This is a genomic window from Rhizobium esperanzae (assembly GCF_014197615.1).
GTDB lineage: Bacteria > Pseudomonadota > Alphaproteobacteria > Rhizobiales > Rhizobiaceae > Rhizobium > Rhizobium esperanzae_A.
Genome location: NZ_JACIFY010000008.1, coordinates 229,494 through 244,371 on the forward strand (window position 1 = coordinate 229,494; position 14,878 = coordinate 244,371).

The 14,878-nt window shown below is 58.8% G+C and carries 12 protein-coding genes and 1 pseudogene; 5 read left to right on the forward strand and 8 right to left on the reverse strand.

What is annotated here, in order from left to right; genetic code table 11:
- Window positions 1–300 precede the first annotated feature (300 nt).
- Window positions 301–927, forward strand: coding sequence for a sugar transferase (locus GGD57_RS13395; protein WP_184470394.1), 627 nt, complete (start codon window positions 301–303; stop codon window positions 925–927).
- A 65-nt stretch (window positions 928–992) separates the two neighbouring features.
- Here the strand turns inward: GGD57_RS13395 and GGD57_RS13400 are convergent.
- A pseudogene (locus GGD57_RS13400) lies at window positions 993–1,291 on the reverse strand (hypothetical protein).
- A gap of 490 nt (window positions 1,292–1,781) precedes the next feature.
- Window positions 1,782–2,885, reverse strand: a complete 1,104-nt coding sequence (locus GGD57_RS13405; protein WP_246713642.1) for an acyltransferase family protein — start codon at window positions 2,883–2,885, stop codon at window positions 1,782–1,784.
- 255 nt (window positions 2,886–3,140) lie between these two features.
- Here GGD57_RS13405 and GGD57_RS13410 point away from each other — a divergent pair, with 255 nt between their 5' ends.
- Together GGD57_RS13410 and GGD57_RS13415 are read left to right on the forward strand one after the other, a co-directional pair.
- On the forward strand, window positions 3,141–5,459 hold the full coding sequence (locus GGD57_RS13410) for a membrane-bound PQQ-dependent dehydrogenase, glucose/quinate/shikimate family (RefSeq protein ID WP_184470398.1): 2,319 nt from the start codon (window positions 3,141–3,143) through the stop codon (window positions 5,457–5,459).
- 112 nt (window positions 5,460–5,571) lie between these two features.
- On the forward strand, window positions 5,572–7,371 hold the full coding sequence (locus GGD57_RS13415) for a tetratricopeptide repeat protein (protein ID WP_184470400.1): 1,800 nt from the start codon (window positions 5,572–5,574) through the stop codon (window positions 7,369–7,371).
- Between the two features lie 75 nt (window positions 7,372–7,446).
- On the opposite strand, the gene GGD57_RS13420 is transcribed toward GGD57_RS13415, so the two are convergent.
- From GGD57_RS13420 to GGD57_RS13430, 3 genes are all read right to left on the reverse strand, one after another.
- The gene (locus GGD57_RS13420; protein ID WP_184470402.1) at window positions 7,447–8,229 is read right to left on the reverse strand and encodes a FadR/GntR family transcriptional regulator; all 783 of its coding nucleotides are present in this window, start codon (window positions 8,227–8,229) and stop codon (window positions 7,447–7,449) included.
- A 196-nt stretch (window positions 8,230–8,425) separates the two neighbouring features.
- Window positions 8,426–9,412 carry a substrate-binding domain-containing protein gene (locus GGD57_RS13425; protein WP_184470404.1) on the reverse strand — a complete coding sequence of 329 codons (987 nt, stop codon included), beginning with the start codon at window positions 9,410–9,412 and terminating at the stop codon, window positions 8,426–8,428.
- 48 nt (window positions 9,413–9,460) lie between these two features.
- Window positions 9,461–10,441 carry an NAD-dependent epimerase/dehydratase family protein gene (locus GGD57_RS13430; protein WP_184470405.1) on the reverse strand — a complete coding sequence of 327 codons (981 nt, stop codon included), beginning with the start codon at window positions 10,439–10,441 and terminating at the stop codon, window positions 9,461–9,463.
- Window positions 10,442–10,693: 252 nt separating this feature from the next.
- Here GGD57_RS13430 and GGD57_RS13435 point away from each other — a divergent pair, with 252 nt between their 5' ends.
- Window positions 10,694–11,434: an ATP-binding cassette domain-containing protein gene (locus GGD57_RS13435; RefSeq protein WP_184470407.1), complete on the forward strand. Its 741-nt coding sequence runs from the start codon at window positions 10,694–10,696 to the stop codon at window positions 11,432–11,434.
- Window positions 11,435–11,474: 40 nt separating this feature from the next.
- Entirely contained in the window at window positions 11,475–12,473 is a 999-nt protein-coding gene (locus GGD57_RS13440; protein ID WP_184470409.1) for an ABC transporter permease, read from the forward strand.
- Between the two features lie 105 nt (window positions 12,474–12,578).
- On the opposite strand, the gene GGD57_RS13445 is transcribed toward GGD57_RS13440, so the two are convergent.
- From GGD57_RS13445 to GGD57_RS13455, 3 genes are all read right to left on the reverse strand, one after another.
- Window positions 12,579–13,601: a DUF808 domain-containing protein gene (locus tag GGD57_RS13445; protein WP_184470411.1), complete on the reverse strand. Its 1,023-nt coding sequence runs from the start codon at window positions 13,599–13,601 to the stop codon at window positions 12,579–12,581.
- A 259-nt stretch (window positions 13,602–13,860) separates the two neighbouring features.
- Window positions 13,861–14,151: a type II toxin-antitoxin system RelE/ParE family toxin gene (locus tag GGD57_RS13450; protein WP_184470413.1), complete on the reverse strand. Its 291-nt coding sequence runs from the start codon at window positions 14,149–14,151 to the stop codon at window positions 13,861–13,863.
- Window positions 14,148–14,396 carry a CopG family ribbon-helix-helix protein gene (locus tag GGD57_RS13455; RefSeq protein WP_184470441.1) on the reverse strand — a complete coding sequence of 83 codons (249 nt, stop codon included), beginning with the start codon at window positions 14,394–14,396 and terminating at the stop codon, window positions 14,148–14,150. The genes GGD57_RS13450 and GGD57_RS13455 overlap by 4 nt, the downstream gene beginning before the upstream one ends.
- Window positions 14,397–14,878: the final 482 nt, after the last annotated feature.

Below are 14,878 nucleotides of genomic sequence, written 5' to 3' on the forward strand. Positions count from 1 at the left end.
CCTATTAAATTCTATTCAAGGGAAAAATTAGAAGCCATGTGACATTTTTTATACAATCGACAGAAACAGCACACGAAAGAATAAATAAAGAAATTCCGGATAAAAATTGCAAATAAAAAATAAATGTAATTAATACTCAAATCACTCGGCTCGAAATGAATACTTATTTTAAGCATTCACAAGAATTTCTTTAAGGTGTAAAGATTTTATTCACGATTATGACCTTGGTCACAGACATCGAGCCTGGATTAAAACAAGCTTTGGCTGTGATTTCGGGGATTCGTTCTAACGAGGACGCGGATGGCGGGAAAAAATCAGAGCATCAACGCAACCCAAACTTGGCGGGATTTCGCCGGAGCCCGACAGAACAGGCATCCCTCCAACTCGTCACAATCCCGCACGATCAGCAGAATTCTGAAGCGCGCACTGGATATCCTCATTGCGGCAACTCTCTTATTACTTCTGTCCCCGCTCCTTTTATCGGTGGCCGTGATCGTCACGTTTAGTGACGGGGGGGCTGTTTTCAATTCCCATCGTCGGATCGGTTATAAAGGAAAGGAGTTTGGTTGCCTGGAATTTCGGACCGTGCATCTAACGGTGATCGGCGATGTATTGCAGCGCTCAAACCTTGAGAAGCTTCCGCAATTGATCAACGTATTGCTTGGCCATATGAGCCTCGTCGGCCCCCACGCGATTATGAAAGAAGAGCTGCCGCGTTACGGCAAACATGCCGATGCCTATATGTCCGTCCGTCCAGGCCTGACTGGTCATTGGCAGAGCGGTGGGCGCAGCGACATCAGCTATCAAATTTCCCTCGACGTCGACTATCTGTCCGAATGGTCGCTCGCGCGGGATTTCGTGATCATGGCAAGAACAGTATTCGCCCTGCTTTCCCGGCACGCCTTGCTGCCCAGGCAGGAGCTGTGACGTTCTTACACGAGGCATACCGAGATAGTCACCGCCGACGTCCTATCCCGGCGCCGGCCGCCGCTTTATCCGTGAGGACGCTTGCCGGTCAATGCGGTCGATCGGCGATGGAGTCCCGCTTCCGGCGCTTTTGGATATGCGCCCATAATGCGAAGGCAAATAGCCCCGCCAGATAACATATTTCCATCAGAGCAAGCAGCTGGAGGCAGTAAACGCTCGCTTCCGCAAAGGAAGAACCTCTCAGCAGGATCATGGCGCCCCAGGCCGCGACCAGCAGAAATGCGAAAATTGCAAAGGCCCAGGCGCGAATTGTCGCTCCGGCAGCGACGGAGACTGCAACCACGATGAGGGTGCTTTTCAGCATTATTCCTGCTCCTCTCTTCACACCTCCTTCAAGCCGCCGTCAGCCCTGAATGCATGACGAAACGTGAAGTCGAAACGAGGTCCGATTAAAGTATTTTATCTGTTACCGTTAAAATATCGCTAAGACCGCCCAACAAGTCGAACGAGCCAATGCCGTGGAATATTCGGCTATTCATCCAGCAAAGGCGCTCCACGCCAAAAAAATCAAGAAATTCGCAGACATTGCAGCGGAGAAGATTTAGGCATTGGGGAGCTTAATACAGGAACTATTGATGTGCAGGCGCGGCATTCTCCAATCGAACGGAAGCATTCGTCCATGGGCGAAAAAATGGGGCTGCACATAGGTTTAGGACGCGTGCATTGCGCTCGAACGGCCGGCTGCTGACCCGTAACGATCGCCACAATAAAAAACAGGGTTCGCGACAATGGCGAACCCTGCTGATCCCTGGCCGATTAAGCTGTACCGGGAATTGCCGGCCTCGAACGGAACCTTATTTCGAAGCCGCCCCGGCCAATTTCGCGCCGCGCTGAAGGCTGAGGTTTTCAAGCCAGGTGACTTGTTTCCTCAATTTCAGTGCCGGCTTTTCGACGAATCTCCACGAGAAAGCAGCAAAGCAAGTGGCAACGATGCTGCAGACGATGCCATTCAGCAACCAGTTATGCGCCCACGGCCCGAGCGCCACGAACGCCTGTTGGATGGGATAGCCGTAGAGGAAGACGCCGTAGGAGTAGTCGGCTCCCCGCAGAATGCCAAGCTTGCGGGGCGAGGTCAGACCGAGGAAGACCGTGACATATCCCATCGCCGGAATGGCAATGAAGTCTCCGAAGGAGGTGAACCAATAGGCCCACAGGATTACGGCCACCGAGGCGAGGAAAATTCTTACATCCCACAGCACCTTGTCCTTGTAGAGGTAAAAGGTCACCCCTACGAGAAAAGCACAAATGAGCAGATTGCCCGACGCGGTCGTGGGCATCGTTGCCCAGTCGCTTTCGTGTTTCCAATACCTTGCGATACCGAAGCTGATGATCAAGGCCGGCGTGACGATAAGGGCAATCACCCGCCGCCGGACCACGCCGAGCACGAAGAGGGCGGCGATGACCATATAGCACTCGAGCTCGAAGGGCACGGTCCAGAGCTGTCCATTCACCATCGCCGCGTCGGGGTTATCCAGGAACACTCCGGGGAGATTGAAGTGAATATGCCCGGTGACATTCAGCAGGTAGGTGAAGAACTGAGGATCGGTGAAGTAGTCACGCAGGTCATACTCCGTATAGATCGCTCCGAGTATAAAGGCAGCCAGCAATACCTCCACCGCAAGAGCAGGGTAGATCCGGATGAATCGGTTGCCGAGAAAAGAGATCAATGTCTTCGACCGTTCAAGACTGCCGGCCACCAGGAAGCCGCTCAAGACAAAGAACATGGGCAGCACTGACTTGATGAGAGGGCGGAAGGACGACTCCCAAAGAAAAAGGTCATCGCCATACGTGACGCGGGCCGTATGGATCCAAAGCACTGAAAAAGCTAACAGTAATCGCATGTAATCGAATCCTGTCGGTCGCCCGTTCGCTAGGTCAAGCTTTTCGCCGAGAAACATCTGTGCCCCTTTCAGAAGTATTGACGCAGTTTGGAATGGCGCTCCATGGCCACGGAGCGGCTGCGATACCCTTGCCGGATTGGCACCGCATGTCAGTGACCACAGGTACATCAGGAAAAAATTGAACGGGGAGAGCCCCTCTCCCGAAGACGAGATAGCTGACCATCAAGCCAATGGCCCTGTGCTTCCCGAGGTGCCATGCGACGGTCGGAGTGAAAATCCAGGCGATCGGGCGGCGGATTGGATGAGCAAACTATGAAATTTCTGGCCACCCTGTTCTGTATTGTTCTCGCCCTTATCGGATTGGCGTTGATAGGAGGCGGCGCGTGGCTGCTCAGCCTCGGCGGCTCGCCCTATTATGCGATCGTCGGGCTTGCCTATCTGGCAGCCGCACTACTGCTGTGGCGCCGCAAGACGTCTGGCGGCCTGCTCGTCGTGTTTGTCGCCGTCTTGACCCTTCCCTGGGCGCTCTGGGAGTCGGGCGGCAATTTCTGGGCGCTCTTTGCCCGCCTGATGTCTCCGATTGCACTGGCGAGCTTTGCACTTTTCTTTACACCACTGCGTTCTCCGACCGCCAACCGGAAGCTCTTCCATGGCGGCGCCCTGCTTGCCGCCATCCTGTTCATTGCGGGTTTTAGCCTGGCTTTCACGCCCCACGGCGTCATTCGCCCCTCTCCCGATATCCCCGCCTACAAGACCGGCAAGGGCGACAACGCCCCCTCCGACTGGACATCCTATGGCCGCAGCACGGCAGGAGATCGCTATTCTCCCTTCGATCAGATCAACCGGAGCAATGTTGCCAAACTCGGTCTCGCCTGGACATACCGCACCGGGAAGAGCGAAGGCGCCGATCAGAACACGCCGCTGCAGATCGGCGATACGGTCTACACCTGCACACCGACAGATGTGATTGCAGCACTGGATGCGGATACCGGTAACCCCCGCTGGACCTTCGACCCCAAGGCGTCGGCGCCCTATTGGCAGCGTTGCCGCGGCCTCGGTTATTACAAGCTGCCGCAGGAGGCTCAATCCGCCGATGGTCTTTGCAACGAGCGTCTGGTGCAGACAACCATCGATGCCCGCCTCCTGGAGATCGACAGCAAGACCGGCACGCCCTGCAAGGGCTTCGGAGACGATGGCACCGTGCTGCTTTCCCAGGGGATGGGGGAAGTCAAATCCGGCTATTATTTCCAGACGTCGGCGCCGCTGATCGCCCGCAATCTGATCGTCGTCGGAGGCTGGGTCATGGACAATCAGGAGGTTGGCGAACCCTCGGGCGTCATCCGCGCGTTCAATGTCGTCACCGGCGAGCTCGAATGGGCATGGGATCTCGGCAATCCCGAGATTACCAAACTTCCGCCAGAGGGGCAGACCTATACGCGGGCCACGCCCAACATGTGGACGACGGCCGCATTCGACGACAAGCTTGGTCTGATCTATGCACCGCTCGGCAATGCCACCCCGGACTATTACGGCGTCAATCGCCCTGCTTTCGCCGATCAATACAATGCCACGCTGGTGGCCCTCGATGTCACGACGGGACGGGAGAAATGGAAATTCCAGACCGTGCATCACGACATCTGGGACTATGACCTCCCGGCTCAGCCGGCGCTGATCGATCTGCCTGATGGCAACGGCGCCACCGTGCCTGCTCTCCTGCAGACCACCAAACGCGGGCAGCTTTTCCTGCTCAACCGTCAGACCGGCGCACCGCTTGCCGAGGTTCAGGAGAAGCCGGTGCCGCAGCAAGGCGGCGCGCCGGAGGAGAAATTGTCTCCGACGCAGCCCTATTCCGTCGGCATGCCGACAATCGGCGCGGACCGCGTGACAGAAGAGACGGCCTGGGGCCTGACGATGTTCGATCAGTTGGCCTGCCGTATCGCCTTTCGGAAGCTGCGTTATGACGGCGATTTCACCCCGATCGGCACACAGCAGGCGATCCAGCAGCCGGGGAACCTCGGCGGCCTCAACTGGGGCAGCGTATCGGTCGATTTGCCCAACAACCGCGTCTTCATGAACGATATTCGCGTGCCCAGCCTCTTCGCGCTCATTCCGCGCCAGGACTATGTCGATTTTGCCCTCACGACCACGGCACACGGCCCCTCCGCCCCGCAGCGCGGCACGCCTTACGGCATGTCGACCGAAATGTGGACTTCGAGACTGCGGGTTCCCTGCACGCAACCGCCCTTCGGCACCGTTACCGCCGTGGATCTGACCACGCGCAAGATCGCATGGCAGGTACCGGCCGGGACCGCCGAAGAACTTGGGCCGTTCAAGGTCAAAACCAATCTGCCGATGCCGATGGGCCTGCCGAGTTACGCCGGCACCTCGGCGACCGCCGGCGGCATCGTCTTCTTCGCCGGCTTTCAGGACTATTATTTAAGAGCCTATGACGCCGAGACCGGGACCGAACTCTGGAAATACCCCCTGCCGGTCGGCTCGAGCGCCACGCCCATGACCTATGTCTCGCCGAAAACCGGCAAGCAATACGTCCTGATATCGGTCGGTGGAGCCCCCTATTCGAGGGACGATGGCGACTACGTCCTGGCGTTTTCGCTGAAGAACGGGGATTAGCTGCCGGTCATCCTCTCAGCTTCAAGAAACCGGTCGAAGGCAACAGGGATTTGGCGGCGTCAAGGGCCACTCTGTGCTATTTTGGATCCGACGAGGAACTGAGGTTACGGGCGTGACGCGAAAACTGGCGGCGATCCTGGTCGCGGATGTGGTCGGCTACAGCCGCCTCGCCGGTGCGGATGAGGATCGCATCCTGGCGCGGCTGAGAACGCTGCGCAGCGATCTGATCGATCCGACCATTGCCGTGCACAACGGCCGTGTCGTCAAGCGCACCGGAGACGGAAGCCTCATCGAGTTTCGCAGCGTCGTCGACGCCGTGCGCTGCGCCATCGAGGTGCAGACCGCCATGGTCGAGCGCAATATCGGCGTGCCCGCCGAGCATCGCATCGAGTTCCGGGTCGGGATCCATCTGGGTGATGTGGTCGAAGAGGATGACGGCGATTTGATGGGCGACGGCGTCAATATCGCCGCGCGGCTGGAGGGAATTTCCAAGCCCGGCGCCATCTGTCTCTCCGAAGATGCCTACCGTCAGGTGAGAGCGCGGCTCGAACTCGCCGTGACCGATCTCGGCCAAATCCAGCTCAAGAATATCGCCGAGCCGATGCAGGCCTATTTACTCCAGGTCGGAACCGTCTCGCCGCCGGTCCCGGGACGGCAGCCGGGAAAGCCGCCCGCGTCAAAGCCACCTTCAGCTGCGGCCGTTGCCGACAAGCCCTCCATCGCCGTCCTGGCGTTCAACAACATGAGCGGCGACGCCGAACAGGAATATTTCTCCGACGGGATCAGCGAGGACATCATCACCGATCTCTCGAAACTGTCCGAGTTGCACGTGATCGCCCGCAACTCATCCTTCGTCTACAAGAATGTCACAGCCTCGGTGCCCGAGATGGCCAAGGCGCTCGGCGTCCGCTATGTGCTTGAAGGCAGCGTGCGCAAGGCCGGCAACCGGGTGCGTGTCACCGCGCAATTGATCGACGCGAGCAATGGCGGACATATCTGGGCCAGCCGCTTCGACCGCGACCTTACCGATATTTTTGCGGTTCAGGACGAACTGACCCAGGAAATCGTGACAGCCCTCAAGCTGAACCTCACGCATGGCGATCAGAACCGCCTGGCCCAGGGACGCGCAGTCGACGTCGGCGCATATGAGTTGTTGTTGCGCGGCCGTGAGCAGGCGTCGGCCCATACCCGAACCGGAAATATGGCCGCCCGCAGCCTGGCGGCAGACGCCATCGCCATCGATCCGGGCTATGCCGCGGCCCAGGCGCTCATTTCCTTCACGCATGTGCTCGACTACGTCAACGCCTGGAGCAATGATCCGGAAGCGTCGTTGCAGATCGGACTGGATCTCGCGCAGCAGACGGTGGAAATGGCCGGGGACCAGCCCAACAGCCACTTCGCACTGGGCATGGCCTACATGTGGAACCACGAACTGGACCGGGCGCGGGCGGAAGTGCGGCAGGGCCTGGCGCTGTCTCCCAACTCCGCAGCACTGCTGATGCTGATGGCTCATATCCAGATATTCTCCGGCGACCCCGAAGGCGCCCTGGAAACACTCGATGCATCGATGCGGCTTGACCCGCACCATCCGGAAATTCTTTTCCAATTTCTCGCCGATGCGCGCTTTTCTCTCGGTGAATATGCGCAGGCGATCGTCGCGATCGAGCAGCGGCTTCAGCAAAACGCCCAATCGGAAACGGCCTATGCCCTGCTCGCATCATGCTACGGCCATCTGGGCCGGCCGGAGGAGAGCCGACGGGCGTGGGAGAAGGCGCTGGAGATCAATCCCAATTTCTCCGTCGAGCGCCGCCGCCGCGTCCTCCCATTCCGCAACCCGGAAGATTTTGACCGCCGCGTTGAAGGGCTCCGCAAAGCGGGGCTGGTGGTATTGGATCCCACTGGCGCTCTTTGACAAAGCCGGGGCACCCGACTCCGGTTTTGCGGAGGCCTTCGCGGCCGACGCGCGGGCCGCACAGGCTGCCAACCTCTATCGCGACCACCGCGCTATGAGCTGATCGGTATTTGCCAGTGCCTTGCGGACGGCGTTGCGCGCCATGGCCGGTCGCTGCAATCGGATGCTTTTCTCAATATTTTCATGAAGTTTCAGCGCGTAGCGCAAATTGTCCTCCTCTCGCGTGACATGGGCGAAGAGGTGGTTCAGCGCCGATTCGATCAATACACCGAGCGGCACGAGCAAATCATTGCCGGAGGCGCGCAAGATCGCGATGTGGAATCGCGCATCGGATTCCGTTCGCTGCTGAAGCGACGTCGCCTGATCCATATCATGCAGGGCCTGGCTGATCGCGTGCATTTGCTCCTCGGTCCGGCGCTCCGCAGCCAGTGCCGTCGCTTCCGGCTCGATCATATGACGGAGTTCCTGCACGGCCCTCAGAAACGCTTCCCGATCAGGAGATGCGGCATACCAGCCGAGGACATCTCGATCGAGCAGGTTCCAACGTTCCTTGGGTTCGACCCAACTGCCGATTTTCGGGCGGGAAGAAAGCAGGCCCTTGGCCATCAACATCTTGATGGCTTCGCGCACCGCCGATCGGCTGACTTCAAAGACCTCGGACCACTTTGCCTCATTCGGCAGGATTGTGCCCGGCGGGTAGTCGCCGCGCACAATTCGCAGCCCTATCTCGCCCGCCAGAGACACATGAACGCTCGCCCCGGCCATGCGGGGAGAATTGGGGCGCCTTGTGGTGGCCGAGCGGTCAACCGTCACCACCTCGACCGGAGCCGCCGGCTTTCCCGATTTCTTGTCAGGCATTTACGTCTACTGCCTCAGCATTCTTTCGACTGTTTGCGCGTACTATCAAAACAATCGTAATAACGAGGAAGTCGCCTGCGATTGACCCCGCCAAAGAGCGCGGAATTCAGAGCGCGTCAAGCCCCGCGGATCTTCCGATCCGCCTCAAGGGGACAGTCGACGGCACCCGTGAACCGGGCGCCGCCGAACCGCAAACCTACTTTTGAATGCAGGTATTGACCGTATCCTTCGTGCATTCGTCGAGCCCGGTGAATACCGGATCTTCAACCGGTTTGCCGGCAATCAGATCCATCATCACCGAAGGGGCCTTATAGCCCATTTCGAACGGCCGTTGGCCGACGAGCGCCGTCACCAGGCCTTCGCTCGCGATAGCAACCTCGTCGCCGATCGTGTCGGCAGCGCCGATGACGAAATCGTTGCTGGCGATCTTGGCGGCCATCGGCTTGAACAGGTCGCGATAGGGTTGCGGCGCGCCGAACAACGGCCAGCCACCCATAATGCCGAATGCGTCCAGGTCGGGATTGGCCGCCAGGATATCGGTCATTGCCTGAACACCCTTGGCGCCATCGTCATTGGTGAACACCGGGCAGCCGGCGACCTCGGTCCAACCACCCTCGCCTTTCAGCGCGGCAAGGCCTTTCTGGCCGGTGAGCGTGTCGCGCATGCCTTGTGCGCGGCGTAGAATGTTGTCGGCTCCCGGATTGCCTTCGATCGTGCAGATCTTACCGCCCTTCGGCTTGGCCTTCTTGATATATTCGCCGATGCGGGCGCCCATCAGATAGTTGTCGGTGCCAAGATAGGTCTTGCGCAACGCTGCATCCTCGGCTGCAAGATCGGCATCGAGCGTCATCACCGGAACCGTCGGATTGGCGGTTTTCAGGGTCTGGGCTATGAGTTTTGCATTTGACGGCGAAATTGCGATGGCGGCCGTGTCAGCCTTGCCCAGCATATCCTGAACGATCTGCGCTTCGCCGGCTTCATCGGATGTCGATGCCGGGCCGGTGTAGAAGCACTCGTATTCCGCTGTGGGATTTTCCTTGTTCCATTTCTGGCAACCCTGATTGATTGCTTCGAAGAATGGATTGTCGAGGCCTTTGACGACGATGACGAGTTGCTTCTTGGCCAGGGCCTGCCCGGCGGTCAGTGCGAGAACTGCGGCTGTCAGTAGTAATGCCTTCCTCATGGTTTCCTCCCTTGAAACAGACGGGCACGGCATGCCCGCCACACGAAATCAACCCGGATACCAGACGATGCGAGGCTCCTCCTTCGAACGCTCGTATTGCCATGCCGAGTCGATAAGCACTTCGAGATCGTAGGCTGGCCGCCAATCCAGCAGGTACTTCGCCTTGCTGTTGTCCATCCAATTGGAATGGAAGCGGCTTGGTATGTCGACGGAATCGAGATTGCGCGTGCGCTGGAGATAGGCGGCGACTTCAGCATAGTCGACGGGCCGGTCCATGCAGATATTGAAGAGCTGCCGCTCCGCCCGGGGATTGTCGATCGCTGCCAATATTGCCGATACGAGGTCGTCGACATGCACGAAATTGCGTTTCAACGGGCGTCCGTCGGCATCGAGCAGCAGCGGCACGGTCCCTCTGGCCGCATATCGCCGCGCCGCATCTTCCGGGACGAGCGTCTTCCAGTCCGGGCCGCCGAAGACGTCGTCTCCAAAAGACAGCGAATACTTGAAATCGTCCTTTTCCATGATCCAGGGCGCACGCAGGCAACAGCCATTGAGGCCATATTGAATGCCGAACTGCTCCAGCACGACCTCTTCCAGAACCTTGGAGAGCGCATAGCTTCCAGGATAAGCACAATGGGGCGCTTTCTCGGTGATCGGGCCATCGTGACGATAGTGGAAATGCCCGATGCCCGCATCGCCGCCGATCAGGATGAACTGGCGTGCCGTAACGCTCGTACGGAACTCCTCGAGCAGCCAGAAGAGACCTTTGACCGTGACATCGATGATATCTTCCGGCGTTTCTTTGCATGTGGCGAGATGCACGACATGCGTAACGTCTTTGAGAGCCGCTGCGACGGCATTGCGATCGGCGATCGAGCCGCGGATGACTTCGACACGGTCGGTCTCATCGCACACACGGTTATGACAAAGCGCGCGGATGCGGGCTTTGGAAAAGCTCGGATCGTCAAGCAGCCCAGCTATGAAGCGCCGCCCGACCTTGCCCGTCGCACCGGTCACAAGGATCAGCATGCTCTATCTCCCCCGCTGATAGCTAATATCCGTGCGCCGGTCTCGTCAAATGATATTTGTCTGACAAAACAGATTTTTGCGACAATAGGGCCAATACCCCGGACAATGAGTTGACGCTGTCGCCGGCTTTTGCGTAAATGTTCATGATCGCTTTTCCTGGGAGGATATTGGAAAGGCGAACTCGCTGGAACCTCGCGCCGAAGGCAAGTCGGCTGCGATGGATAGCCTGCAAATTGGGAGGCAGGGAGACGGGTGGCGGTTCTTGAGCTCACCAATATTTCCAAACATTTCGGCGCCATCCAGGCCGTCAACGATGTTTCGTTTTCGCTCGAGGCGGGGCAGGTTGTCGGCCTGATGGGCGACAACGGTGCCGGCAAGTCCACATTGGTCAAGATGATCGCCGGCAACTTTCGCCCCAGCCACGGATCCATACGGCTCGACGGCGCCGATCTCGTGCTTCATCGGCCGAAGGAAGCACGCCAGCATGGCATCGAGATCGTTCATCAGGATTTGGCGCTCTGCGACAATCTGACGGCGGCGGCCAACGTCTTCCTCGGGCGGGAATTGCGCCGCGGCATATGGCCTCTTCGCATCCTCGACTACAAGGCCATGTACAAGCGCGCCGGCGAGATATTCCGCGAGCTCAAATCCGAGACGCGGCCCCGCGATCTCGTCAAGCAGATGTCGGGTGGCCAGCGGCAAGCGGTGGCGATCGGCCGCACGATGCTGTCGGAAGCGAAAATCGTATTGATGGACGAGCCGACGGCAGCCATATCAGTGCGCCAGGTGGCTGAGGTTCTCAATCTCATTCGCCAATTGCGTGACCGGGGCATTGTCGTTGTCCTGATCAGCCATCGTATGCCCGACGTCTTTTCGGTCGCCGACCGCGTGATTGTGATGCGGCGGGGCAGAAAAGTGGCCGACAAGCAGATTGCGGCAAGTTCGCCGGAGGAAGTGACGGGACTGATCACGGGCGCCATCGAACAGGTGTGATCGATGCTCTCCGTTGCAACAGGAAAGAAGAAGGTCGACGATGGCAATGACACTTGACCAGACGATCGGGCAGAGGCAGCGGGGCTGGCTTGCGACGATCATCAGCGGCCAGACGTTCTGGGTGCTGATCGCGGTCATTCTCGCCTGCATCTTTCTGTCGATGGCGACCGATTCCTTTGCGACCGCGAAGAATATCTATAACATTACCCGCAACGTCACTTTCGTGGCCATTATCGCACTCGGCATGACGCTGGTCATTATCACCGGCGGTATCGATTTGTCCGTCGGCTCGGTGCTTTGTCTGTGCAGCATGGTGCTGGCGGTCACCATGCACGCGGGATACAGTATTGAAGTCGGCATCGCCGCCTCGATCGGCACGGCTCTTCTGATCGGAGCGTTCAACGGCGTATTGATTGCCTATCTCGGTTTCCCGCCTTTTGTCGTCACGCTCGGCATGCTGTCGATTGCGCGTAGCCTTGCGATGGTTGCATCCAACAACACCGTCGTTTTCCAGTTCGGTCCCGATCACGACAAGCTGCTGGCGCTGGGCGGCGGCGCTTGGGTTTTCGGCATCGCCAATCCCGTGCTTTATATGCTGGTGCTGGCGCTCATCACCGGTTTCGTGCTGCGCTGGACCAAGTTCGGCCGTTATGTTTTTGCTATCGGCGGCAATGAGCACGCCGCGACACTGACCGGCGTTCCCGTGCAGCGGATCAAGGTTATCGTCTATATGATTTCTGCCTTGTCGGCGGGGATTGCCGGCATCATTCAGACCGGCTGGCTCGGTGCCGTCACCACAAATATCGGCGCAGGAATGGAACTTCAGGTCATTGCCGCCGCGGTTATCGGCGGCGCCAATCTCGCCGGCGGCGTCGGCACCGCCTTCGGAGCCTTGGTCGGAGCCGCCCTCATCGAGGTCATCCGCAACAGTCTCGGCCTGCTCGGCATCAACGCCTTCTGGCAAGGATGCTTTATCGGTGGAGCAATTGTGCTCGCCGTGCTGTTTGACCGACTTCGCAACTTGCGACAGGGCGAATAGGCGAATTCGATCTCCGAAAATGCGCCGGCGCATGCGTTTTAACGACCGACCGGCATTCAAGCCAACAATCGCTTGTGAGGCCGAAAGCCTCCCTGGATGGAGCCTTCATTTCTTCCCGTCCGCCAGCGCCTCTTTCCGCCGGCGGCGCGGCAGGAGCGATTTGAAGTACCGCCACATCGGCGAAATAACGTAGCCGACCACGGGAATTGTGATCAAGCCGACGACAATACCGACGATGCCGGCGCCTGCGGCTTCGACGATCCAGCGCAGCACGGAGGTCAGAACGGGAATGGCATGCGCGACCGCCTCCCCGGCATCATGGATCAGATGCGCAAGCCCGCCCGCGCCATAGGCTTCGAGGCCATGAACGATGATGCCGCCACCGACCCAGATCATGGCAGCCGTTCCGACGACACCGAGCACTTTCAGAAAATAAGGCATGCCGGTGACAAGCCCTCGTCCGACCCCGCGCAAGAAGGGGCCTATTGGAGGCGCCGTCCGAGAACGCGCCATCATCAGCCCCAGATCATCGGCCTTCACGATCAGCCCCACGCCGCCATAGACCATGACCGTTATCCCCAGTCCCACGACGGCAAGGATGAAGGCCTGCGTGAATATGTTGCCTGACGGGAGCGCGCCAAGCGTAATCGCCATGATTTCGGCAGAGAGGATGAAATCCGTCTTGATCGCACCGGCGACCTTCTGGTCTTCGAGCGATTGCGCATCGAGGCTTGTGGTCTCGAGTGCCGATTCATGGGCGTGGGCAGCATGCGGCAGCACCAGCCCATAGACTTTTTCCACGCCTTCGTAGCAGAGAAAAAGTCCGCCAATCATAAGCAGCGGTGTGATCGCTTGCGGTGCGACAAGGTTCAGGATAAGCGCCGCGGGAAGCAGAATCAGAAGCTTGTTTTTCAGCGAACCCAGCGCGATCTTGCCGATGATCGGCAATTCGCGTGATGCCGAAAATCCGGTGACATAGCGGGGTGTGACTGCCGCATCATCGATGACCACCCCTGCCGCTTTCGCACCGGCTTTGGCTGCTTGGCCGGCAATGTCGTCAAGCGAGGCCGCAGCCACCTTGGCCAATGCGGCGATATCATCAAGAAGGGCGATCAGGCCAACACTCATTCGAGCCTCCGTTGGGAAGACAGACTTACATAACGAAAAACGGAAAACCGTCCTCCAACGACCTCGAGGCGAGACGTGGCATTCTCCGCCGGGAAGATGCCACGCACAGATCACAACGGCAATGCAGTTATTCGCCGGCATCGGAGGTTATGCCCGCGGCCTCCCCTCCGAGTTTTTGAGGCATTTCCAGGCAGAGTGTATACCTAAAAAATCGCGGCGATCGCGCGAAGCGCCATCGTCTGAATTTGTCCAATGAGGGCTACAATTCCAGCGGCCACCGCTGGTGTGCATGCATGACGGTAATAATCACGACATCCCGCCCGACCCGGTATGGGATGATATAGGGAATATCAGCCAGCACCACTTCACGCGTGCCCTTGATGCGGCCCGGCCGCCCGCTGGCGGGCAATTCCACCAATGTATCCACCGCCGTCACGATCCGCGCCACCACGCGGGCCGCTGCGTCAGGATTATCCTTTTCGATATAGGCGCCGATTTCATCGAGCCGTCGCAACGCCCGATACGTCCAGCGAATACGTTTGCTGCTCATGACTGCCGGACAGACTTCACGTATTTCCCGATCACCTTCGCCACATCTTCATCGCTGGCAAATTCTCCGCGATCGGCCTCAGCCAGCCCGGCCTCAATCTCAGCAAGCTGCCATTCCTGCTGCTCAACGAAAGCCTCAATAGCCTCGGCAGCCATGTACGCGCGGGACCGGTCCAGCTTTTCCGCGATCTGACTAAGCTTGTCCGCGGTTTCATCCGAAACACGCACGGTAAATGCAGCGGTCATGGCCTCTAACTTTCTTTGGTTCTCTTTGATTGTTAGTGAGCCAAAGCGGTTCGTCAAGGTTCAACTCATGTGAAAGAACCTTCAGTTGGCGAATGTGCAGGTGGGCGGCGATGAGAAGACCGGGGCCGCCGCCGCGATGATCGCCGCACGGGACCGCCAGGAAAAGACCGCCACCGCGGCGGCGGGCTGAGACCTGGAGCGCCGAAACGCCAAAAGCCCGCACGGGGCGGGCTTTTGGCGATGGTGAAGTGGAAGGTTTGGTTTCGGGGGCAGGATTTGGGGTTTTCTGTCCCACTGCGTCGGCTCCGCCTTCTTGCGGGCCCCTGATTAGGCGCCAATTCCTCGACCCGTTACCAAACAAAAAGCCCGCACGGGGCGGGCTATTTGTTTGGTTGCGGGGGCAGGATTTGCCCCGTTCGGGTCTTAAACCAGTCCACTGGACTGTTTTATCGGGCTTTGCCCGACCGACCGCTCACCCTTCA

Coding starts and splice junctions, on each gene's coding strand:
- GGD57_RS13430 (WP_184470405.1), bottom strand. CDS start 10,441: ATGCTGATCCTTGTGACCGGTGCGACGGGCAAGGTCGGGCGGCGCTTC.
- GGD57_RS13440 (WP_184470409.1), top strand. CDS start 11,475: ATGGCAATGACACTTGACCAGACGATCGGGCAGAGGCAGCGGGGCTGG.
- GGD57_RS13455 (WP_184470441.1), bottom strand. CDS start 14,396: ATGACCGCTGCATTTACCGTGCGTGTTTCGGATGAAACCGCGGACAAG.
- GGD57_RS13450 (WP_184470413.1), bottom strand. CDS start 14,151: ATGAGCAGCAAACGTATTCGCTGGACGTATCGGGCGTTGCGACGGCTC.
- GGD57_RS13395 (WP_184470394.1), top strand. CDS start 301: ATGGCGGGAAAAAATCAGAGCATCAACGCAACCCAAACTTGGCGGGAT.
- GGD57_RS13420 (WP_184470402.1), bottom strand. CDS start 8,229: ATGCCTGACAAGAAATCGGGAAAGCCGGCGGCTCCGGTCGAGGTGGTG.
- GGD57_RS13445 (WP_184470411.1), bottom strand. CDS start 13,601: ATGAGTGTTGGCCTGATCGCCCTTCTTGATGATATCGCCGCATTGGCC.
- GGD57_RS13405 (WP_246713642.1), bottom strand. CDS start 2,885: ATGTTTCTCGGCGAAAAGCTTGACCTAGCGAACGGGCGACCGACAGGA.
- GGD57_RS13425 (WP_184470404.1), bottom strand. CDS start 9,412: ATGAGGAAGGCATTACTACTGACAGCCGCAGTTCTCGCACTGACCGCC.
- GGD57_RS13410 (WP_184470398.1), top strand. CDS start 3,141: ATGAAATTTCTGGCCACCCTGTTCTGTATTGTTCTCGCCCTTATCGGA.